Origin of the sequence: Oxobacter pfennigii (genome assembly GCF_001317355.1) — a bacterium.
Classification (GTDB): Bacteria; Bacillota; Clostridia; order Clostridiales; family Oxobacteraceae; genus Oxobacter; species Oxobacter pfennigii.
This window is the reverse complement of sequence record NZ_LKET01000051.1, coordinates 194,675-213,155: the sequence shown is the minus strand read 5'-3', so window position 1 is coordinate 213,155 and position 18,481 is coordinate 194,675. Positions and strand designations below refer to the sequence as shown.

At 41.0% G+C, this 18,481-nt stretch carries 20 protein-coding genes and 1 pseudogene; 17 read left to right on the top strand and 4 right to left on the bottom strand.

The features are described from left to right. Positions 1 to 221: 221 nt before the first annotated feature. Together OXPF_RS18240 and modD are read right to left on the bottom strand one after the other, a co-directional pair. Complete coding sequence (locus tag OXPF_RS18240; RefSeq protein WP_054876649.1) at positions 222 to 434, bottom strand: TOBE domain-containing protein; 213 nt, start codon at positions 432 to 434, stop codon at positions 222 to 224. Between the two features lie 87 nt (positions 435 to 521). Then, entirely contained in the window at positions 522 to 1,367 is an 846-nt protein-coding gene (gene modD, locus OXPF_RS18235) for a ModD protein (RefSeq protein WP_054876648.1), read from the bottom strand. A 268-nt stretch (positions 1,368 to 1,635) separates the two neighbouring features. Here modD and modA point away from each other — a divergent pair, with 268 nt between their 5' ends. Genes modA through OXPF_RS18220 form a run of 3 tightly spaced genes read left to right on the top strand, consistent with a single transcriptional unit; the run spans position 1,636 to position 4,012 of the window. Next, complete coding sequence (modA, locus tag OXPF_RS18230) at positions 1,636 to 2,448, top strand: molybdate ABC transporter substrate-binding protein (RefSeq protein WP_341442906.1); 813 nt, start codon at positions 1,636 to 1,638, stop codon at positions 2,446 to 2,448. Between the two features lie 26 nt (positions 2,449 to 2,474). Next, positions 2,475 to 3,293 (top strand): ABC transporter permease, encoded by an 819-nt coding sequence (locus tag OXPF_RS18225; RefSeq protein WP_054876646.1) that lies wholly within the window; start codon positions 2,475 to 2,477, stop codon positions 3,291 to 3,293. Beyond that, positions 3,290 to 4,012, top strand: a complete 723-nt coding sequence (locus tag OXPF_RS18220) for an ATP-binding cassette domain-containing protein (RefSeq protein WP_054876645.1) — start codon at positions 3,290 to 3,292, stop codon at positions 4,010 to 4,012. Before OXPF_RS18225 ends, OXPF_RS18220 begins: the two co-directional genes overlap by 4 nt. 17 nt (positions 4,013 to 4,029) lie before the next feature. Here the strand turns inward: OXPF_RS18220 and OXPF_RS23220 are convergent. Both OXPF_RS23220 and OXPF_RS18215 read right to left on the bottom strand, forming a co-directional pair. Next, positions 4,030 to 4,223: pseudogene (locus tag OXPF_RS23220) on the bottom strand (ATPase); the annotation flags it as partial. Between the two features lie 69 nt (positions 4,224 to 4,292). After that, a complete protein-coding gene (locus OXPF_RS18215) occupies positions 4,293 to 4,877 on the bottom strand; it encodes a TetR/AcrR family transcriptional regulator (RefSeq protein WP_054876644.1) in 585 nt (194 codons plus the stop codon). Positions 4,878 to 5,018: 141 nt separating this feature from the next. Here OXPF_RS18215 and ppsA point away from each other — a divergent pair, with 141 nt between their 5' ends. From ppsA to dnaB, 14 genes are all read left to right on the top strand, one after another. Further along, positions 5,019 to 7,640, top strand: a complete 2,622-nt coding sequence (gene ppsA, locus OXPF_RS18210; protein WP_054876643.1) for a phosphoenolpyruvate synthase — start codon at positions 5,019 to 5,021, stop codon at positions 7,638 to 7,640. 400 nt (positions 7,641 to 8,040) lie between these two features. Further along, entirely contained in the window at positions 8,041 to 8,220 is a 180-nt protein-coding gene (locus OXPF_RS18205; protein WP_160317265.1) for a hypothetical protein, read from the top strand. Between the two features lie 10 nt (positions 8,221 to 8,230). Then, positions 8,231 to 8,818 carry a Fic family protein gene (locus OXPF_RS18200; protein ID WP_341442916.1) on the top strand — a complete coding sequence of 196 codons (588 nt, stop codon included), beginning with the start codon at positions 8,231 to 8,233 and terminating at the stop codon, positions 8,816 to 8,818. A gap of 67 nt (positions 8,819 to 8,885) precedes the next feature. Next, positions 8,886 to 9,740: a mechanosensitive ion channel family protein gene (locus OXPF_RS18195; protein WP_054876640.1), complete on the top strand. Its 855-nt coding sequence runs from the start codon at positions 8,886 to 8,888 to the stop codon at positions 9,738 to 9,740. Between the two features lie 12 nt (positions 9,741 to 9,752). After that, positions 9,753 to 9,971: a DUF951 domain-containing protein gene (locus OXPF_RS18190; RefSeq protein WP_054876639.1), complete on the top strand. Its 219-nt coding sequence runs from the start codon at positions 9,753 to 9,755 to the stop codon at positions 9,969 to 9,971. Between the two features lie 100 nt (positions 9,972 to 10,071). Beyond that, complete coding sequence (rpsF, locus tag OXPF_RS18185; protein WP_054876638.1) at positions 10,072 to 10,359, top strand: 30S ribosomal protein S6; 288 nt, start codon at positions 10,072 to 10,074, stop codon at positions 10,357 to 10,359. 14 nt (positions 10,360 to 10,373) lie between these two features. Next, complete coding sequence (locus OXPF_RS18180) at positions 10,374 to 10,805, top strand: single-stranded DNA-binding protein (protein ID WP_054876637.1); 432 nt, start codon at positions 10,374 to 10,376, stop codon at positions 10,803 to 10,805. Between the two features lie 73 nt (positions 10,806 to 10,878). Next, positions 10,879 to 11,118 carry a 30S ribosomal protein S18 gene (rpsR, locus tag OXPF_RS18175; protein WP_054876636.1) on the top strand — a complete coding sequence of 80 codons (240 nt, stop codon included), beginning with the start codon at positions 10,879 to 10,881 and terminating at the stop codon, positions 11,116 to 11,118. A 233-nt stretch (positions 11,119 to 11,351) separates the two neighbouring features. After that, a complete protein-coding gene (locus tag OXPF_RS18170; protein WP_054876635.1) occupies positions 11,352 to 11,672 on the top strand; it encodes a MazG-like family protein in 321 nt (106 codons plus the stop codon). Between the two features lie 12 nt (positions 11,673 to 11,684). After that, entirely contained in the window at positions 11,685 to 12,665 is a 981-nt protein-coding gene (locus OXPF_RS18165; protein WP_054876634.1) for a YybS family protein, read from the top strand. 1 nt (position 12,666) lies between these two features. Beyond that, positions 12,667 to 14,673, top strand: coding sequence for a DHH family phosphoesterase (locus OXPF_RS18160; RefSeq protein WP_054876633.1), 2,007 nt, complete (start codon positions 12,667 to 12,669; stop codon positions 14,671 to 14,673). Next, a complete protein-coding gene (gene rplI, locus OXPF_RS18155) occupies positions 14,670 to 15,116 on the top strand; it encodes a 50S ribosomal protein L9 (RefSeq protein ID WP_054876632.1) in 447 nt (148 codons plus the stop codon). Before OXPF_RS18160 ends, rplI begins: the two co-directional genes overlap by 4 nt. A gap of 16 nt (positions 15,117 to 15,132) precedes the next feature. Then, positions 15,133 to 17,049, top strand: coding sequence for a Lon family ATP-dependent protease (gene lonC, locus OXPF_RS18150; RefSeq protein WP_423230587.1), 1,917 nt, complete (start codon positions 15,133 to 15,135; stop codon positions 17,047 to 17,049). Further along, the gene (gene dnaB / locus OXPF_RS18145) at positions 17,049 to 18,380 is read left to right on the top strand and encodes a replicative DNA helicase (protein ID WP_054876631.1); all 1,332 of its coding nucleotides are present in this window, start codon (positions 17,049 to 17,051) and stop codon (positions 18,378 to 18,380) included. Before lonC ends, dnaB begins: the two co-directional genes overlap by 1 nt. The last annotated feature ends 101 nt before the right edge of the window (positions 18,381 to 18,481 follow it).

Here is an 18,481-nt window from a genome sequence, read left to right as displayed (position 1 = left end):
TTGTTATTGAAAGCTGGCGGCAACTGCCGCCAGCTTGATGATTTAGTAAGAAGCCTGTATATAAAAGGGAGAGCCTATAGCATATAAAAAGTTTGGCTACGCTCCTCTTTTCATATGTGCTTTATGTATTGGCCATTTTTAAGGGACTAAAGTAATCCCTTAAAAAGCTCTTGACAGCCATTTTTGATGAAAAAAATATGTAAAGAAAAATTTAAATTCTTTTAATCATCGATTCCAACCATTACCGAAGTTGCTTTAATAATGGCGTAAGCTTCTTTGCCCACCTCCAAGTTCAGTTCTTTTACTGCCTCCATTGAAATTGTGGCGCTGATTTTATTGCCCCCGCCTATATCAATAGTAACAATGTCGTTAACAGCCCCTTCTTTTATTGATTCGATTTTGCCTTTGATTTGATTTCTTGCACTGAGTCTCATTAATATCTCATCCTTCCTATGTAATATTCATATTTAGAATGTCAACATAGTAAAGAAATATACATACATTTTAAGCCTTGCATATGCTTATGCCCTCTCGATTTTTGCGCCTATATCTATAGGCTTGGCAGTAAAAAGGCTGGTTGTCACCAGGGCGTCTACTCCCGTAACAGCATAAAGTGCGGCATTAGTTTCATTTATGCCGCCTGAGGCTAAAAGGGTAACTGATGGTGAAATCTCCTGCAATTGAGGCACGCCCTCTGAGAGGACTTCCGGCGGTAGCTTATCAAACTGGATTCCGTCCACACCGGCCTTGCATAAGGCTATGGCTTCCTCCATGCTCTCTGCCTCAACAAATACCTTCTTTTCGCAGGAATGCTCTTTTATTGCAGGTATGCGCTCAATCAACCCATCTATTCCGCCTATAAAGTTCATATGCTGCTTGAATATAAGCACGGTTTCCGATAATCCCAGACGGTGAGGAAAGGCGCCTCCGCACAATACGGCTTTAAGGGTCAGTGCTTTAATACCGGGAAAGCTCTTGCGCGTGGTGACTACCGGCATTTTAGGATTTACAGAATGAACAATATCCACCATCCGTTTTGTTTTTGTGGCGATTGCCGAACAGTTATCAAGAAGGCTCTGACAAATCTTCCAGCCGGCATGCAGTGATCCTGCATTTCCATACCCTTCTAAAAAAAATTCACCCGGTTTAACAACAGTTCCCGAAGGAAAGGAATTTGTCACTTCTACTCCCAGCTTATTCAGGATGCGCACCGCTTCTTCGGTGCCGCAGATTACCGCCTCTTCACGGCAAACATAACGTATAGTGCCTTCTTTGCCGGATATACCTAAAAGATGGGTTGTCAAATCAAAATAGGGCATATCCTCAGAGATTAATCCGTCAAGGAACTCATCCGGTATAAAGACCATGGTTACCACTCCTCTTAATTCGTATTTGTACAATATTTATCACATTTAATTTGATATTTTATCAAGACTTGTTTATCTTTGCTCTCTATACTGTATTATACTAGTATGAACAGTCACAGTAAATAAAAAAAGCCGCGCTGTTAATGTATTTTGTTATGTTGTATAATTTTTTATTATCGATTTGACATTTGAATTTTTGATATTTACATGTTAAAATTAATAAAATATTAACAAAACGTTATAAAACATAACGATTAGGAGGATGTTTATGAAAAAACTGGTCAGGTTGTTGCTTTCTTTAATGTTGGTTTTAAGTCTTATAGGCTGCGGTGCAAAACCGGTGCCTTCCCAATCCACTCCACCGGTTACCGAAACTCCTAAAGTTACAGAAGCTCTAAAAAGTGGACTGGCTGGGCACACATTGTCTATATATTGCGGAGCAGGCATGACCAAGCCCTTTGAAGAAATAGCCAAGCTGTTTCAGGATGAGAGCGGCTGTGCTATGGAAGTTACTTACGGAAATGCCGCACAAATTCAAACCCAGATAAATACATCAAAGGAAGGCGATTTGTTTATAGCCGGCTCTGCCGACGAACTTCAGCCGGTAAAGGATGCGGTTACACAAAGCACGGACCTGGTAAAGCACATACCCGTTCTTGCGGTCAAAAGCGGAAATCCTCTTGGTATCACCGGACTCAATGACCTGGTAAAAGAAGGAGTTCGTGTGGTTCTAGGAGACGCAGAATCAACGCCCATAGGTAAAATTGCAAATAAGGCGCTGACTGACTCAGGAATCCTTGACAAGGTTGACGTTATTGCCAGGACAGCCACAGCGCCGGAAATATTTAACGCATTAAAAATGGATCAGTGCGATGCCATCATTGTCTGGAAGGAAAATGCCGGCGGAGACGGCGTGGAAATAGTTAATACGCCGGATATGGGAAAATATATAAAGACCGTGCCTGCCGCGTCGCTTTCATACAGCGATGATGCCGAAGCACTTTCCGTGTTTTTGGAATTCCTTGACACAGAGGATGCAAAGGCCATATGGACCAAATACGGTTATGAACTTATGAACTAAACTGTTAACAATGGAGGAGGAGCTGGATGAAAAGAAAAAGTACTTTAAACCTGTTTGATATCACGGCAATAATCATTGCGGCAGCCATCGCTTTCTTTATAATATCAGCTCTTTTAACCATAGTCTTAGGAGGAGCGCCTTATTTAAAGAAGGCCCTTTTATCCGATGAGATACGCCATGCAATTTTACTCAGCATTTATACTGCAAGTGTATCAACGGTTATTTGCGTAATCCTTGCCGTTCCGGCAGCATATGCCCTGACAAGAACATCCCTGCCCTTTAAAAAGACCCTTCAAATTATAATAGAGCTTCCTCTGTCCCTTCCCTACCTGGTATTGGGCTTATGCCTCTTAATTGTATTTTCCTCTGATTTCGGAAGGGCTTTAAAGGACTTGGGCCTAAAGGTTGTATTTGATAAAAATGGTATTATTATGGCTCAGATTTTTGTCAATCTTCCCTTTGCCGTGCACTTAATGAGGGCAGCCATTGATTTGGTGGATGCCCGCCTGGAATTTATTGCAGGAAGCTTAGGAGCATCCCGCTTAGAAAGGTTTACTACCATAACCCTTCCCCTGTGCTTATCTTCAGTTCTTATGATGGTTATATTAGTATGGTCCAGAGCTTTAGGGGAGTTTGGAGCAACGCTTATGCTGGTCGGCGTCACCCGCATGAAGACCGAAACGCTGCCGGCCAGCATTTATCTTAACATCTCCACCGGCGATAACGGCATGGCTATGGCAGCAGCAATAATAATCCTAATTATTGCTGCCGTATCGCTTACCATCACAACAGTACTGCGTAAGTATACCGGTATAAAAAGCCGTATAAGTGAGGTGGTCTTATGAGCAGCGTAAGCATTGAACTGCGTAATTTTGCGCTGAAAAAAGGGGATTTCCATCTGGGAGGTATCTCTTTGGAAATCCAAAAACGTGAAATTTTTGCCCTCCTTGGCAAAACCGGATCGGGTAAAACCCTTCTTTTGGAGTCCATAGCCGGGTATTATAAAAATTTTGAAGGTGATATTTTACTTAACGGCACATCGGTTCTCCATACTCCTCTGGAAGAGAGAAAACTTGGTTTTGTATATCAGGATTACGGTTTATTCCCCCATATGACAATAGGACAAAATATCGCCTATGGCCTTAAGATGCGAAAAAAGAACCATAAAGTAATTTCTGAGGAAGTATCCCGCCTGGCGGGATTGCTGTCTATAAGCCATATATTAAGCCAGTATCCCGGAACTGTAAGCGGGGGAGAGAGACAGCGGACGGCTCTTGCAAGAGCTCTTATTCTTTCCCCCGATATTCTCCTTTTGGATGAGCCCTTCTCAGCCCTTGATACGGTGACAAAGCAGTCCCTGTACAGGGAGCTTATCAAAATACATGGGGAATTTAAATGCACCATTATATTTGTCACCCATGATTTTAACGAGGCCCAGCTTCTGGCGGACAGGGTTGGTATTATAGATAAAGGGCGCCTCATGGCGGTGCGTCATAAGGATGCCCTCTTTGATTTATATGAAGATGATGAAGTAAATTTTTTCTTAGGGCTAAAAGAATTATAGCCAATGTTTTAGCATAATCACCTGCTGCTTTTTAAAGCCAGCCTCATTAATTTATCAGCATAGTCTGCCATAAAAAGGGGAATATTCAGTAAATCCCCGTCCAGCTGAGATCATTAAGAGAGAAGCGTATACGCAACTTGACTTTGTCACCGAACCTCTCCTTAAACTTTCTCAGGCTTATACTCTCCGTATTACCCTCAGATTTGACTTCTCAGCCAGTCGGCTCATTTATGGCGAATGGTATTGACCGTGAAGGGGATGATATATCCGATATAAAAAATCAATGATATTTTCCTAACAGTCCGTACAGAAACAATTTCAAAAGGTCTTTTTTATCCTCTGCGCTTTTTTTATAGTAATCGGGTTGGCGCATGATGGAGGCGGATGCAAGAAGAAACTTAAGGAGTGCGTCATCCGAAATAGATGGATCGAGCGCCCCTGCCTTTTTCCCGACCTGGATAAATTTTAGATATATTGATTGTGCCTGAATTGACGCCGCTTCTTCATAAATCTGCTGCAATGCCTTATCTTCCAAAGCTTGCCGGCCGAAACCAGAATGACTTAATTCTAAAATGGCGTTACGCTTTTTCGACATTATTTGTTCAATCTTCTCAGAAAAAGGAATGTCTTTATCCAATAGCTCATCATATTCTTGTACTACCTGTCCGATATAGGAAATAAACGCTTCTTTCGCCAGGTTGCTTTTATCTCCAAAATAATTATAAATCGACACCTGCGAAACACCTGCTTTTGCAGCAATCTCGCTGATGCTTACATCTGTTATGCCTCTTTCGGCGAACAGCTTAGTAGCAATTTGAAGAATGGACTCTTTCTTTAATTTAGTTCTTTTCTCATAACCATTCATAATGACATCACCCGTTATCATTATAGCATTATTTTGAAATATTTTAAATCAAATTTCAAAACACATTGACAATCATATCAGCGAAGTATATTATGAAATATAAAGTAGTATATTTCAAAACTTTGCATGGAGGGATGGAAAATGCATTCGTATGTTATCGGATTTTCCCAAATAGATGAAGCGGGTTTAATGAAGGTTGGTGGTAAGGGATTAAACTTAGGGCTGCTATCGAAAATCATTGAAATCCGGGTTCCGGAAGGATTTTGCGTCACCACTACGGCTTTCCAGGAATCTTTGGCTAATAATACCGAAATCGAAGCGTTGCTGGAAAGCCTGGAAAAGCTGAAATCAATTGACCGGGAACGAATTTCACAAATCAGCGGGAAAATACGGGCTGAGATTGAAAATATTCAACTATCCAAAGATATTGAATCTGCGATTTTGAAAGAACTATCCAATTATGACGAGCAGGAATCTTTTGCAATACGTTCCAGCGCAACGGCGGAGGACCTGCCCAATGCTTCCTTTGCCGGACAGCAGGATACTTATCTGAATATTAGGGGAAAGAAAAAAATTTTGCGGCATGTAATACTGTGCTGGGCATCCCTTTTTACAGACCGCGCGGTGACATATCGAATCCAGAACGGGTTTGAACATCGTAAAGTTTCTCTTTCCGTCGTTGTCCAAAAAATGATTTTTTCCGAGATTTCCGGAATTTTATTTACCGCCGATCCGGTGACTTCCGACAGGCGGACTCTTTCTATCGACGCAGGGCTTGGGCTGGGAGAAGCAATGGTATCCGGCCTTACAAATCCGGATATTTATAAAATACGAGATGAGAAAATCGTCTCGAAAAAGATCGGCATACAGCATTTGGAGATTCGTCCCGCAGAAAACGGAGGCACGCAGCAAAACCAGGTTGATTCAAACAGGCAAAGCAAACAGGTGTTGCCCGATGATCGGATTTTGCAGTTGGCCCGCATAGGGCGAAAAATAGAAGCCTATTTTGGATGCCCTCAGGATATTGAATGGTGCTTTTACCAGAATGAGTTTTATATTGTCCAAAGCCGGGCCATAACAACCTTGTTCCCGATCCCGGAATCTGTGGATTCCCGAAAACCCAGAGTATATATGTCTATTGGACACATTCAGATGATGACGGATGCAATACGGCCTCTTGGTATTTCATTTTTCCAGATGATCTCGGATATTACACTGACAAGATCCGGGGGCAGGCTTTACGCCGATATCACCCATGATTTGTCTTCCGCAGTAGGGCGAAACCGATTGGTTATGGCGACAGGAAAGCAGGATTTGCTGATACAGGGCGCAATCAAACAACTTTTGAATCAAAAAGAGTTTATGGTGTCCCTGCCGAAAGGCAAAAGAAACGTTAAAGGGGGGATTTTTACTCCTGCTTCTATTTTAGCCGCAATCAAAATCAAGCGAAAAAATGATCCGGAGGTTATCGATGAGCTAATCGAAAAATTTGAGTCTGAGCTTAATAGAATTGATCGGCAGTTGTTAAAGCTTTCCGGAAAAGCGGCCTTGGATTTTATAAAGGATGACCGGGGCTCATTGCTGGCAATGGCGTATCATCCCAAAATGTTAGGGCCGATCATCGCGGCCATTCTGGTGAATGATTCGATGAATAAGAATATTGAGGTCTGGCTTGGGGAGAAAAATGCGGCAGATTTGCTCTCCAAATCATTGGAACACAATGTCACCACGGAAATGGGGCTCGCGTTATGTGATTTGGCCGACGTAATCCGGGAGTATCCTCAAGTATTAAAATATTTGTCTGAAATCCCTGACGATAAAGACTTTTTTGAAAAAATGCGTACGCTTCCGGGGGGAAAAGAAGCCGAGAAAGCATTTAAGAATTTCCTTATGAGGTACGGGATGCGCTGTCCCGGTGAAATTGATATTACCAAACCCCGTTTCGAAGAAAAGCCTACGCAGCTGCTGCCTATGCTGTTAAGCAACCTTCGAATTCTAAAACCCGGTGAGCATAAAGCCAGATTTGCAAAGGGTAAAATTGAAGTAAAGGAAAAAGAGGAAGAAATTTTGCATGGTTTGGCGCAATTGCCTAAAGGCAAAAGAAATACAGAAAAGATGCGGACAGACATCCGGTTGCTTCGTAATTTTATCGGATGCCGCGAATATCCCAAATATTACATTGTCCGCCGCTATCAAGTTTACAAAAAGGCATTATTAAAAGAAGCGGACAGGTTGGTAGAAAAAGGGATTTTGCATACCTGTGATGATGTTTTTTATCTTTATTTTGACGAGCTGTACAGAGCAGTTGAAACGGGTCAGGTGGATTACGGCATAATCGAAAAGCGAAAAGGAGATTATGCTAATTTTGAAAAGCTTACTCCCCCCCGCGTAATTACCTCCGACGGTTTTGTTCCATCTTCGAATTTTTCAACAGAAAAATTTCCTGCAAATGCCTTAATGGGTATTCCGGTGTCATCCGGCATTGTGGAAGGGCGCGCACGAATTATTTTATCCGTGGAAGAAGCGGAACTGGAAGTGGGCGATATTTTAATTACCCGGTTTACCGACCCTAGCTGGACTCCGCTTTTTGCGACAATAAAGGGGTTGGTTACCGAGGTGGGCGGTTTTACGACGCACGGCGCGGTTGTTGCAAGAGAATATGGACTTCCGGGAGTTGTCGGAGTGGAAAATGCGACTGATTTAATTAAAGACGGGCAGCGGGTTCGAGTAAATGGAATGGAAGGATATGTGGAGCTGCTGTGAAGGAGCAAATTTATTATGGACGCTGGATAGGTTTCTGGGAGGGGTTTATGGTTTTTCCAGTATTACCGGTCAGCAACTGGAGGGTCAAAGTCGATGCTAAATATGATATAATTTTAATAACAAATACAAGTTATAAAATAGGATGACCGGTAAAGATTATCGACTCCAACTGCCGGAAAGGGGTCATTCACCGTAAATTCTTCAAAAGGAAGGATTATCCTCATTGATAATCGCAAATATGGATATCACGAACCTTTAGATCATCATTCTTTTGCTGACGAAATACACATGGGGCAACACATTGATTGCCTTCAGACAAGTTTAAAATGAGCAAAGTATTTTATAGTACTGTCAGATGGGTCTTATATATATATCGGTTGGAGGTGTTGAAATAATGCGTATGCCAGGGTTAAAGGATCGGACCGGAAGTGAGAACTCAGTAGAAGAAATTTTAGATGAAAAATTGAATAAATCAAAAAAGAAGCTTAAACCTTTGGAAAAAAACATTATTAATATACTCTTATGGGCAACGGGTTTTGTCGCAGCATTTTATATAATCTTTGAATTATTAACAGAATAGAAGGTTTTCCATAAAAATACGTACTCCGGCCAGCACAGAATCAGAAATGATTGCTCTCTTATCTAATCTTGAACAGTATGTTAATAATGATTATGATAATATTGATCCTCTTATGAAATTAGCAATAGTGCATTATCATTTCGAATCCATCCATCCTTTCTATGAAGGCAATGGAAGAACAGGGAGGATAATTAATGTATTATTTCTGGTGTTAAAAGAGCTTTTAGATAGCCCTATTTTGTATTTAAGCAGATTTATTATCCGAAATAAATCTGCTTATTACAGATTGCTTCAGGATATAATGGTTAAGGAGAATTGGGAAGAGTGGATTTTATTTATACTGCAGGGTATAGAAGAGACAGCAAATGAGACTCTAATATTAATAAAGAAGATAAATGGTTTACTGGAAGATACAGCTGAAAAAATCAAGGCGGAGCTTCTTAAAATATATTCAAGGGAATTAGTGGATTTGATATTTTTTGAATTTTATACAAAGATTTCATATATTGAGGATGGACTCGGAGTTTCACGAAAAACTGCGTCAAATTATTTAGCTGCCCTTGAAGAGAATGGTTTTTTAATATCTGAAAGGACCTGAATAAAGGATTGTTTCAAATAGTGAAAGATGCCGGAGTCAGAAAATAAAGTTCGAAAGGAATAATAAAATGGGGCTGGATGAAATAAAGGCTTTCTTCAACGAACAAAATATAGTTGTCAACTACGGCGGCAGAATCCTTAAGCTGCTTATAATATTAATCGGAATGAAAGTCCTTACATACTTTGGGAATATTATAATAGAAAAGTTTATTCAAAATCAAAAACAGCATAAATTAGGGATGAATGAAAGAAAGCTTGATACCTTAAGCGAGCTTTTAAAGAGCATTCTCAGGTATGCATTATATATATTAGGTATAATAAACGGCCTTGATGTACTGGGCTTTCCAATAGGCACACTTTTAGTCGGCGCAGGCTTGGGCGGAGTTGCCATAGGCTTTGGTGCCCAGAGCCTCATAAAGGATATTATAGCCGGTTTTTTCATACTCTTCGAGGATCAGTTTTCCGTGGGAGAATATGTGACCATTGAGAATATGGAGGGCATTGTCGAGGGGGTAGGCCTTCGCATAACAAAAATAAAGGATTTCTCAGGAGACCTTCATATAATACCGAACGGGCTTATAGGAAAGGTAACAAACCACTCCAGGGACAATGCAAGGGCATTGGTGGAATTTGATATAGGCTATGATGTAAATATAGATAAGGCACTATCCGTACTTAATAAGCTTTGTGAGGATATAAAAAATACAAACGAAAATATAATAGAAGGCCCAAGCGTATTAGGAGTTACGGACTTAGGGGAATACGGCGTAAAACTGAAAATTGCAGCCCGTACAAAACCCATGGAGCAATGGGGTGTAGAGAGGGAAATACGCAAAAAAGTTAAGGATGTTTTTGAGGCTGAGAATATAAATATTCCATTCCCCACTCGTGTAATAATAACAAAAAATGGTAATAATTCTTAAGGAGTTGATGTTATGCCGGGCAAATTCTATGTAGGCGACATAGTACAGATGAGAAAACAGCATCCCTGCGGAAGCTTTGAGTGGGAGGTCTTAAGAATAGGGGCGGATTTCAGAATAAAATGTGTATCCTGCGGGAGGCAGGTAATGCTTCCAAGGCCAAAGTTTGAAAAAGGCGTCAAAAAGGTAATAAAAAGCAATGCCCCCATGGAGGAGAACAGTCAACAAATGTAAAAGGTGTTGTATTTATACTGCTGTAGTGATATAATACTTAAATGTGAATCCCTGCTCTGTGAAACACAGGGCCGTTAGTCCAGGGGGAGGAGGTGACAATATGAACAGATATGAAACACTTTTCGTGTTAATCCCTACTCTTGATGAAGAAGGCGTAAAAGCCAATATCGAGAAGTTTAAGGGTGTTATCGAACAGGGTGGTACAGTATCTAATATTGATGAGTGGGGTAAAAGAAGGCTTGCCTATGAAATAAACGATATAGGCGAAGGTTTCTATATACTCATCAATTTCAAAGCTAATCCGGATCTTCCAAAGGAATTGGATAGAATATTCAGGATAAGCGATGCTGTATTAAGACATATAATAATAAACCTTGATGAAAAATAATTGGTGGTGATTATATGAATAAAGTAGTATTAATAGGCAGATTAACTCGTGACCCGGAACTCAGATTTACTGCGGGTAGCGGTACTGCAGTAGCCACCTTTACATTGGCAGTTGACAGGCAGTTTAAAAATAAAGACGGTCAAAAAGAAGCGGATTTCATCAATATAGTGGTCTGGAACAAATTAGCCGAATTAGTTTCTAACTACCTTGTAAAAGGAAGGCAGGTAGCTATTGCCGGCAGGATTCAGACAAGAAGTTATGAGGGAAATGACGGTCAGAAGAGATATGTGACGGAAGTCGTAGCTGAAGACGTGCAGTTCTTAGGTACAAGAGAAGGAACAGGCGGCGGCTCCGGTTCAAAATTCCCATCTGATGATGTTCCCGGCTTTGGCGGAGGAGACAATGATTTTTCCCCTATAGATGGAGACGACGATATTCCATTTTAACGGATAAATTCTCCCGCTCATAAAAAACTTAAGAGGGAGAGATATTCTCTCACACTGAAAAGGAGGGAAAGGGATGTTAAATAAAAGAGGAAACAAAGGCAGAAGGCCTAAGAAAAAAGTTTGTACTTTTTGTGTTGACAAGGTGGAAAGCATCGACTACAAAGATGTAAGTAAGCTTAGAAAATATATATCTGAAAGAGGAAAGATTCTTCCAAGAAGAATTTCCGGTAACTGTGCAAAGCATCAGAGACAGCTGACAATCTCAATAAAAAGAGCGAGAAATATTGCTCTGCTGCCCTTTACCACAGAGTAATAAAACTGAATTTAAATCATATGCAGCCGGGTTTATAACCCGGCTTGCTGTTTTAATTACGGGCAATTAGCATATAATCTCATATGAAGATATATTATGATGTTTATACAACTATTACAGATTTTAAAATGCAGGAATTACAAACCCAATATAGAATATAAGTTAAGGATAAAATTATACAACCGTTATAAATTTTAAATGGTTTTAGCTATATGTATTAGGGGGGCAGCAAAATGAATGACGAATTCGATGTAACAGGTAATATAAAGATCATAGAGTTTTTAAAGACAGAGCTCATAGGTTCCGTGGCAGCCTTATACAGAGTCCTCAACAAAGGCAGTAAAATTACCCAGGATGCCTTGTCAGAATGCCTTGCGGGGATAATCATAATCGCATACATACTTGCCAAAAGATTGGGCATTGAATTTTCTGCCATCGACTTGAAGGTTCAGAATCAGCTTAAAATAGGCATACTTGAAGAGGATGAAATCGAGAAGAATTACAACGATTTATCCCGTCTTTTAGGACACCTTCGAGATAGAAAAAAGGATTAGGAAGTGTTGAAGTTGAAAAATTTGAATACAAGGGCACTGGTTGAAGCCTCGCTGCTTGTCGCGCTGGCAGCAGTGATAATGTTACTTAGCGCCTATGTGCCTTTTTTTATATTGGTAGGGGTTATAATCTGGCCCATACCCATTACCCTTTTAACATTTAAATACGATTTAAAGGTAAGCATTTTATCAATGACAGCGCTTTTAATATTGGTTTCAGGCCTTATAGATCCCTACAGCGCATTTACCATGGGCCTGATGTATGGAATACCGGCAATCGTTCTTGGCTTTTGCCTGAAAAAGAAGTATACGCCCTTTACCACCGTAGTTGCAATGTCAATTACCATGTTCCTTGCATATATTGCAATTATACAGTTTGGTGCAATGCTTATGGGCATGGATGTACTGAAGGAATATTTCACTAGCCTTGAAATGACAAAGGAAATGGCCAGGGAAATGTATATAAAATTCGGGATGGATGCAAGCCAGGTGGACCAGGTATTAGACCAAGGCTTAAATCCGGAGCAGATAAGAATGCTGCTCCCCGGACTGTTCGCCATAACGGCTCTCTTTGGTTCATACATGAATTATTATGTTGTGGGGCAGATATTCAAAAGATTGAGGATAGACATAGTGAGGTTATCCCCCATTGAGGAATGGTATATAGGAAGGAATTTAAGCTTTGGCTTGTTCTTCACCTTTGCCGTAACAGGCATACTTTACTATTTCAAGGTACCCAATTCCGACATGGTATTCAACAGCATGTACATGATTTTTTCCCTCAGTTTTATTGTAAATGGATTGGCTGTTGTGGTATGGTATATAAAAAGCAAGGTTTTATCCAGGAAAATCAGGGCTATAATTTATTGTGGGATGGTTTTATACATACCCTTATTAAGCCAGGTATTTTTAATCGTCGGATTGGTGGACTATCTCTTTGATTTCAGAAAGATAAACCTATCCAGATGGGGCGGGAGGATTCCGCCGGGAGAGTAATATGAATGATTATAACAGAATATTAAAGGTGTTAATGCCCAATACCAAAATCTATCTTATTATCATTGCCGTATATACGAGCATAATATTTTTTTACAATATAAATTTGGGATTAGCAGGCCTTGTAATTTTAGGGGCTTTAATATACTACAACCTTTTAAATCTTAAAGCCAGAAAAAATGAATGGACCAAATATATAGAAAACCTTTCATCAGACCTTGGCCTGGCCACAAAGAATGCAGTTTTAAACCTTCCCCTTCCTTTGATAATTTGCGAAGAGGACGGTACCGTTTTGTGGTATAACAAATGCTTTGGAGATTTATACGTAGATACAGATTTCCTGGGTAAAAAAGTCAACGAATTTGTAAAGGATATAAACTTAAGAAAAATACTGGATAAAAATATTGAATCATTAGATAAAATCCTAATTGAAAACAAGTTCTACTCCGTCCTTATAAACCCCATAAAGGTCAAGGAAGAAAAGAAGGAAGACAAGTATATAGTAATGTTTTACTTCGTTGACAGGACGGATTATTTTAAACTGAAAGAGTTCTACAACCAAAAGAAGGCGGCGGCAGCTTTAATTGAAGTGGATAATTTTGATGAAGTTGTAAAAAACGTTGATGAAGGTAACCGTCCGGAGTTAATTGCTCAGCTAGATAAAAAAATAAACTCCTGGGCGGCGGAAATGAACGCTGCCATAAGGAAATACGATGAAGATAAATATGTGCTCTTCATGGAAGAGAAATATTTAAATATTTTACAGGAAAAAAGATTTGATATCTTAGATGATATAAGAGATATTAACCTTGGCAATAAATTTCCGGCCACGCTTAGCATTGGTGTGGGCAAAAACGGAGACAGCCCTCTGCAGCTGATGGATTTTGCAGCCTCTTCAAAGGATTTGGCATTGGGAAGAGGCGGAGACCAGGCTGTGGTTAAAGACGGGGATAAATTTCTTTTTTACGGAGGAAAGACCAGGGAAGTTGAAAAAAGGACAAAGGTTAAAGCAAGAGTGGTGGCTCATGCCCTGGCAAATTTAATGGACCAGGCAAATGAAGTCATCATAATGGGTCACGATACCCCTGATCTTGATTCTTTAGGGGCCTCTTTGGGACTTTTCAGGGCGGCTAAAAACAGGGGGAAGCCCGCCTATATAATACTGAATAAACCAAATATTTCAATACAAGCCCTGTTAAAACGTTTAGAGGCCATGGCAGAATACAGTAATATATTCATTACAAGCGACCAGGCCCAAAACAGGCTTTCTAAGGGCACGCTGCTTATAATAGTGGATGTCCATATAAAGAGCTTTACCGAATATCCGGATATAGTGGATGCGGTGGAAAAAGTAGTTGTAATTGACCATCATAGGAAAAGCGCCGATTTTATCGATAAGGCTGTATTAACTTACCATGAAACTTATGCATCTTCTGCCAGTGAGCTAGTTACTGAGATTTTGCAGTACATTTCTGATAAAATAGAAATAAACAGTATAGAAGCAGAAGCCCTGATGGCAGGAATTACTGTGGATACCAAGAATTTTTCCTTTAAAACTGGGGTAAGAACCTTTGAAGCGGCATCATTTTTACGCCGCTGGGGCGCCGATACCATGGCCGTCAAGCAGCTTTTGGCCGATGACCTTTTGACCTATACAATGCGCGCCGATGTAGTAAAAAGCGCAAAAATAATAGGCGGCAATATAGCCATAGCAGTCTGCAAGGAAGCAGGGGACAATATATCCTTGGTTGTACCCCAGGCAGCAGATGAGCTTTTAGACATAAAGGGCATAAACGCATCCTTTGTGCTTGCCGTAAACGGCAGGGACATAATGATAAGCGGAAGGTCCTTAGGCGAAATAAACGTTCAGCTTATATTGGAAACACTAGGCGGAGGCGGGCATATGACAGTTGCGGGAGCAAAACTATCCAATGTGTCCTTGGAGCAGGCCGAAGCCATGGTTATAGATGCAATAAAGAAATACCAGGAGGAAGGTGAAGCAAAATGAAAGTAATATTAACCGCAGATATTAAAGGAGTGGGGAAAAAAGGCGAAATAATTAATGCATCCGATGGATACGCCAGAAACTATCTGTTGCCAAAAGGCTTGGCAATGGAAGCTAATGAGGGCAACCTTCAATCCTTGAAAGAAAAAAAGGATTCACAGAAATTCCGCAAGGATACAGAGCTTCAGGAAGCAAAAGAGCTGGCTAAAAAGGTAAATGGGCTTTCGGTTGTTTTCAAGGTTAAAACAGGAGAAAACGGGAGGCTCTTTGGCTCCATCACCAACAAGGACATTTCAGAGCAAATAAAAAAGCAGTATGGATTTGATATAGATAAAAGAAAACTGGTACTTGAAGATACAATAAAAGCAGCAGGAATATACAATTTAGACGTAAAAATATATCCTGAAGTCACTGCCAAACTAAAGGTTGAAGTGGTTGGAGAATAAGAAGGGAGCCAAATTAGTGAAATCTATTTTGCGAAGCTACATTGATGGAGACGAAGCATTTGTTGATAATTCGTTACAGGATAAGGAACAGCTATTAAAACACGTTGAGGTACTTCAGCTGGTTGTAAATAATGTGCTTGGCAAAGAGGCCGTGCAGACAAGAGCAAATAAGCAAGATATTTTGCATTATCTGGAATGCGATGAATTGGAGAAAAAGACATATGCCCTGCAAAAGCTGGTTTTCAATAATAAATCAATCTTTGACATACCCAAGTTAGAGGATATTCCTTCAATATTGGACAAGGTTGAGGAGGAATTATCCAACATAATTGCAAAAAGATATGTGGAAAACAAAATTGAAAAAAGAGTTCAAAGGCACCTGGAAGAAAAACAGGAAAAATATATACAGGAAATAAAGCTTTCCATACTTAAAAAACAGGGCGGCCCTGAAAATGCCGGAACCCTTAAGAAGTACGCAGATCTTGAAGTCCTGGACAGCATAAAGCTTTCCAAATCTTTGATGGAAATGCTGAGGCCAAGTGAAATGAATGAAATAATAGGCCAAGAGAGGGCAATTAAGGCGCTTATATCAAAGGTGTCCTCTCCCTTTCCGCAGCATGTAATTTTATACGGTCCGCCCGGTGTGGGAAAGACGACGGCTGCCAGACTGGCGCTGGAGAAGGCTAAAGAACTTAAATATACGCCCTTTACAAAAAGGTCCAAATTTGTGGAGGTAGATGGGACAACCTTAAGGTGGGACCCAAGGGAAATAACAAACCCACTTTTAGGTTCTGTTCACGATCCCATTTATCAGGGTTCCAAAAGGGAACTGGCCGAAGGCGGAATTCCCGAGCCCAAGCCGGGGCTAGTAACCGAAGCCCACGGAGGAGTGCTCTTTATAGATGAAATAGGAGAACTGGATGAAATGCTTCAAAACAAGCTTTTGAAGGTTTTAGAGGACAAGCGTGTTGAGTTTTCATCAGCTTATTATGATCCCGATGATGAAAATGTGCCCCAATATGTTAAGAAGCTCTTTAACGAAGGAGCTCCGGCGGATTTCGTCCTTATAGGCGCGACAACCCGCCAGCCCCACGAGATAAACCCTGCCCTTCGTTCACGCTGCGCCGAGGTATTTTTTGAGCCCTTATCCAAAGAAGACATTATGGAAATAGTAAAGAATTCTTCAAATAAACTCGAAATAGTTATTGACGATGAAATTCCTGAAATCATAAGTAATTATACTATCCAGGGAAGACGCGCGGTAAACATACTGGCGGATGCCTATGGCTATGTTTTATATGAAAACCGTGACAATGAAGACTTTGGCAAAGTTTATATTTCAAAGGAAAAGCTCTACGATGTATTATCCATCGGAAGGCTGACTCCCTATGCCGAAGACAAGGCCTCTGAAACAAAAGAAACAGGCAAGATATTCGGCCTTGGAGTCAGCGGTTATATAGGCTCCGTCCTGGAAATCGAAGCCGTTGCCTTTAAGGCGGCAAAGGAAGGACAGGGAGTAATCCGGTTTAACGACCAGGCTGGAACCATGGCAAAGGATTCTGTGTTTAACGCAGCTTCAGTTATAAGAAAGCTGACAGGAAAAGATTTAAACGATTACGATATACATGTTAATGTTATTGGAGGCGGAAATGTAGACGGGCCCTCAGCCGGCGCCGCCATGGTGTGCGTAATTTTAAGCGCCATAGAAGGCAGGCCCCTATCCCAGGATATAGCCATAACAGGAGAAATATCCATCCGCGGAAACATAAAGCCCGTAGGCGGCGTCTATGAAAAAATCCACGGCGCCCACCAGGCAGGTATAAAAAAGGTAATAATACCCAAGGATAATCTTAAGGACATACAAAGCGGCATTAAAGGTGTTGAGATTATCGATGTTGACGATATAGAACAGGTTTTAAAGGTGGTATTTTAATGGATATACTTAAGATTCCTCCTAATAATATGGAGGCGGAGCAGTCGGTTATAGGAGCTATGCTCCTTGATAAAAATGCCATATCCTCTGCAGCAGAAATTCTAAGGGGAGAGGATTTTTACAAGGAAGCCCACGGCCGTATATTCGATACCATAATTGAATTATATAACCGTGACGAGCCGGTGGATCTGGTAACGCTGGTTGAAAGCTTAAGGACAAAAGGCATACTTGACGCCATAGGCGGCCTTACCTATCTTTCAAATCTGGCTGCATCTGTTCCTACCACTGCAAATATTAAATATTACGCAAAAATAGTTGAGGAAAAATCAACACTGAGGAATCTTATAAAGACCTCCTCCGAGCTTATGGATAAATGCTATTCCGAAAACGACGAGGTTCCGGCAATTTTGGAGAGCGCCGAAAAGGCTATATTTGATATCTCACAAAAAGCCATGGAACACGACTTTGAGCCCATAAGCAAGGTTTTAGAGAGAAGCTTTGACAATATAGAGAAGCTTTATAAAAGCAAGGGGGAACTGACAGGCGTTCCCACCGGCTTTGTTGACTTAGACCGAAAGACCTCGGGCATGCAAAAGGGTGATATGATACTCGTCGCCGCCAGGCCCAGTATGGGAAAGACGGCTTTTGCAATCAACATAGGCCAGTATGCCGCCACCCGCCATCCCTACAGCGTGGCAATATTCAGCCTTGAAATGTCAAAGGAGCAGCTGGTACAGAGAATGCTGTGCTCCGAGGCAAACATAGACATGCTGAAATTAAGGACAGGTAACTTGGAGGACGAGGACTGGGCAAAATTGGCCCGCTCGGCAGGACCATTAGCCTCAGCCAAGATATTTATAGATGATTCCCCTGGCATTTCCATTACCGAGATGAGGTCAAAGTGCAGAAGGCTGAAAATCGAGCACGGCCTTGACCTTATAATAATAGACTACCTTCAGCTTATGCAGGGCAAAGGAAAGACCGAAAACAGGCAGCAGGAGGTTTCGGAAATTTCCCGCTCACTTAAAGCCCTGGCAAAGGAAATGGAATCCCCGGTAATCGCACTGTCCCAGTTATCCCGTGCCCCCGAAGCAAGGGCAGACCACCGGCCCATGCTGAGTGACTTAAGGGAATCCGGCTCCATAGAGCAGGACGCTGACGTCGTATGCTTTTTATACAGGGATGAATATTATAACAAAGAGACCGACAAGAAAAACATCGCCGAAGTCATCATAGCAAAGCAAAGAAACGGCCCCACCGGCACCGTTGAATTGTTCTTCAACGGACAGTACACCAAATTTTCAAGTTTGGACAGGAGTTTTGGGCATTAGCGTTACGGTGACAACTGTGCGGAACCTTTAGTATAATATAAATATATAGATACAAACATAAAAGAATAGCATCCTTTTATGTTTGTATCTTTTATGCTTAT

Excerpts from the sequence above, each read along its gene's own strand:
- OXPF_RS18240 (WP_054876649.1), bottom strand. The coding sequence starts at position 434 with ATGAGACTCAGTGCAAGAAATCAAATCAAAGGCAAAATCGAATCAATA.
- modD (WP_054876648.1), bottom strand. The coding sequence starts at position 1,367 with ATGGTCTTTATACCGGATGAGTTCCTTGACGGATTAATCTCTGAGGAT.
- modA (WP_341442906.1), top strand. The coding sequence starts at position 1,636 with ATGAAAAAACTGGTCAGGTTGTTGCTTTCTTTAATGTTGGTTTTAAGT.
- OXPF_RS18225 (WP_054876646.1), top strand. The coding sequence starts at position 2,475 with ATGAAAAGAAAAAGTACTTTAAACCTGTTTGATATCACGGCAATAATC.
- OXPF_RS18220 (WP_054876645.1), top strand. The coding sequence starts at position 3,290 with ATGAGCAGCGTAAGCATTGAACTGCGTAATTTTGCGCTGAAAAAAGGG.
- OXPF_RS18215 (WP_054876644.1), bottom strand. The coding sequence starts at position 4,877 with ATGAATGGTTATGAGAAAAGAACTAAATTAAAGAAAGAGTCCATTCTT.
- ppsA (WP_054876643.1), top strand. The coding sequence starts at position 5,019 with ATGCATTCGTATGTTATCGGATTTTCCCAAATAGATGAAGCGGGTTTA.
- OXPF_RS18205 (WP_160317265.1), top strand. The coding sequence starts at position 8,041 with ATGCCAGGGTTAAAGGATCGGACCGGAAGTGAGAACTCAGTAGAAGAA.
- OXPF_RS18195 (WP_054876640.1), top strand. The coding sequence starts at position 8,886 with ATGGGGCTGGATGAAATAAAGGCTTTCTTCAACGAACAAAATATAGTT.
- OXPF_RS18190 (WP_054876639.1), top strand. The coding sequence starts at position 9,753 with ATGCCGGGCAAATTCTATGTAGGCGACATAGTACAGATGAGAAAACAG.
- rpsF (WP_054876638.1), top strand. The coding sequence starts at position 10,072 with ATGAACAGATATGAAACACTTTTCGTGTTAATCCCTACTCTTGATGAA.
- OXPF_RS18180 (WP_054876637.1), top strand. The coding sequence starts at position 10,374 with ATGAATAAAGTAGTATTAATAGGCAGATTAACTCGTGACCCGGAACTC.
- rpsR (WP_054876636.1), top strand. The coding sequence starts at position 10,879 with ATGTTAAATAAAAGAGGAAACAAAGGCAGAAGGCCTAAGAAAAAAGTT.
- OXPF_RS18170 (WP_054876635.1), top strand. The coding sequence starts at position 11,352 with ATGAATGACGAATTCGATGTAACAGGTAATATAAAGATCATAGAGTTT.
- OXPF_RS18160 (WP_054876633.1), top strand. The coding sequence starts at position 12,667 with ATGAATGATTATAACAGAATATTAAAGGTGTTAATGCCCAATACCAAA.
- rplI (WP_054876632.1), top strand. The coding sequence starts at position 14,670 with ATGAAAGTAATATTAACCGCAGATATTAAAGGAGTGGGGAAAAAAGGC.
- dnaB (WP_054876631.1), top strand. The coding sequence starts at position 17,049 with ATGGATATACTTAAGATTCCTCCTAATAATATGGAGGCGGAGCAGTCG.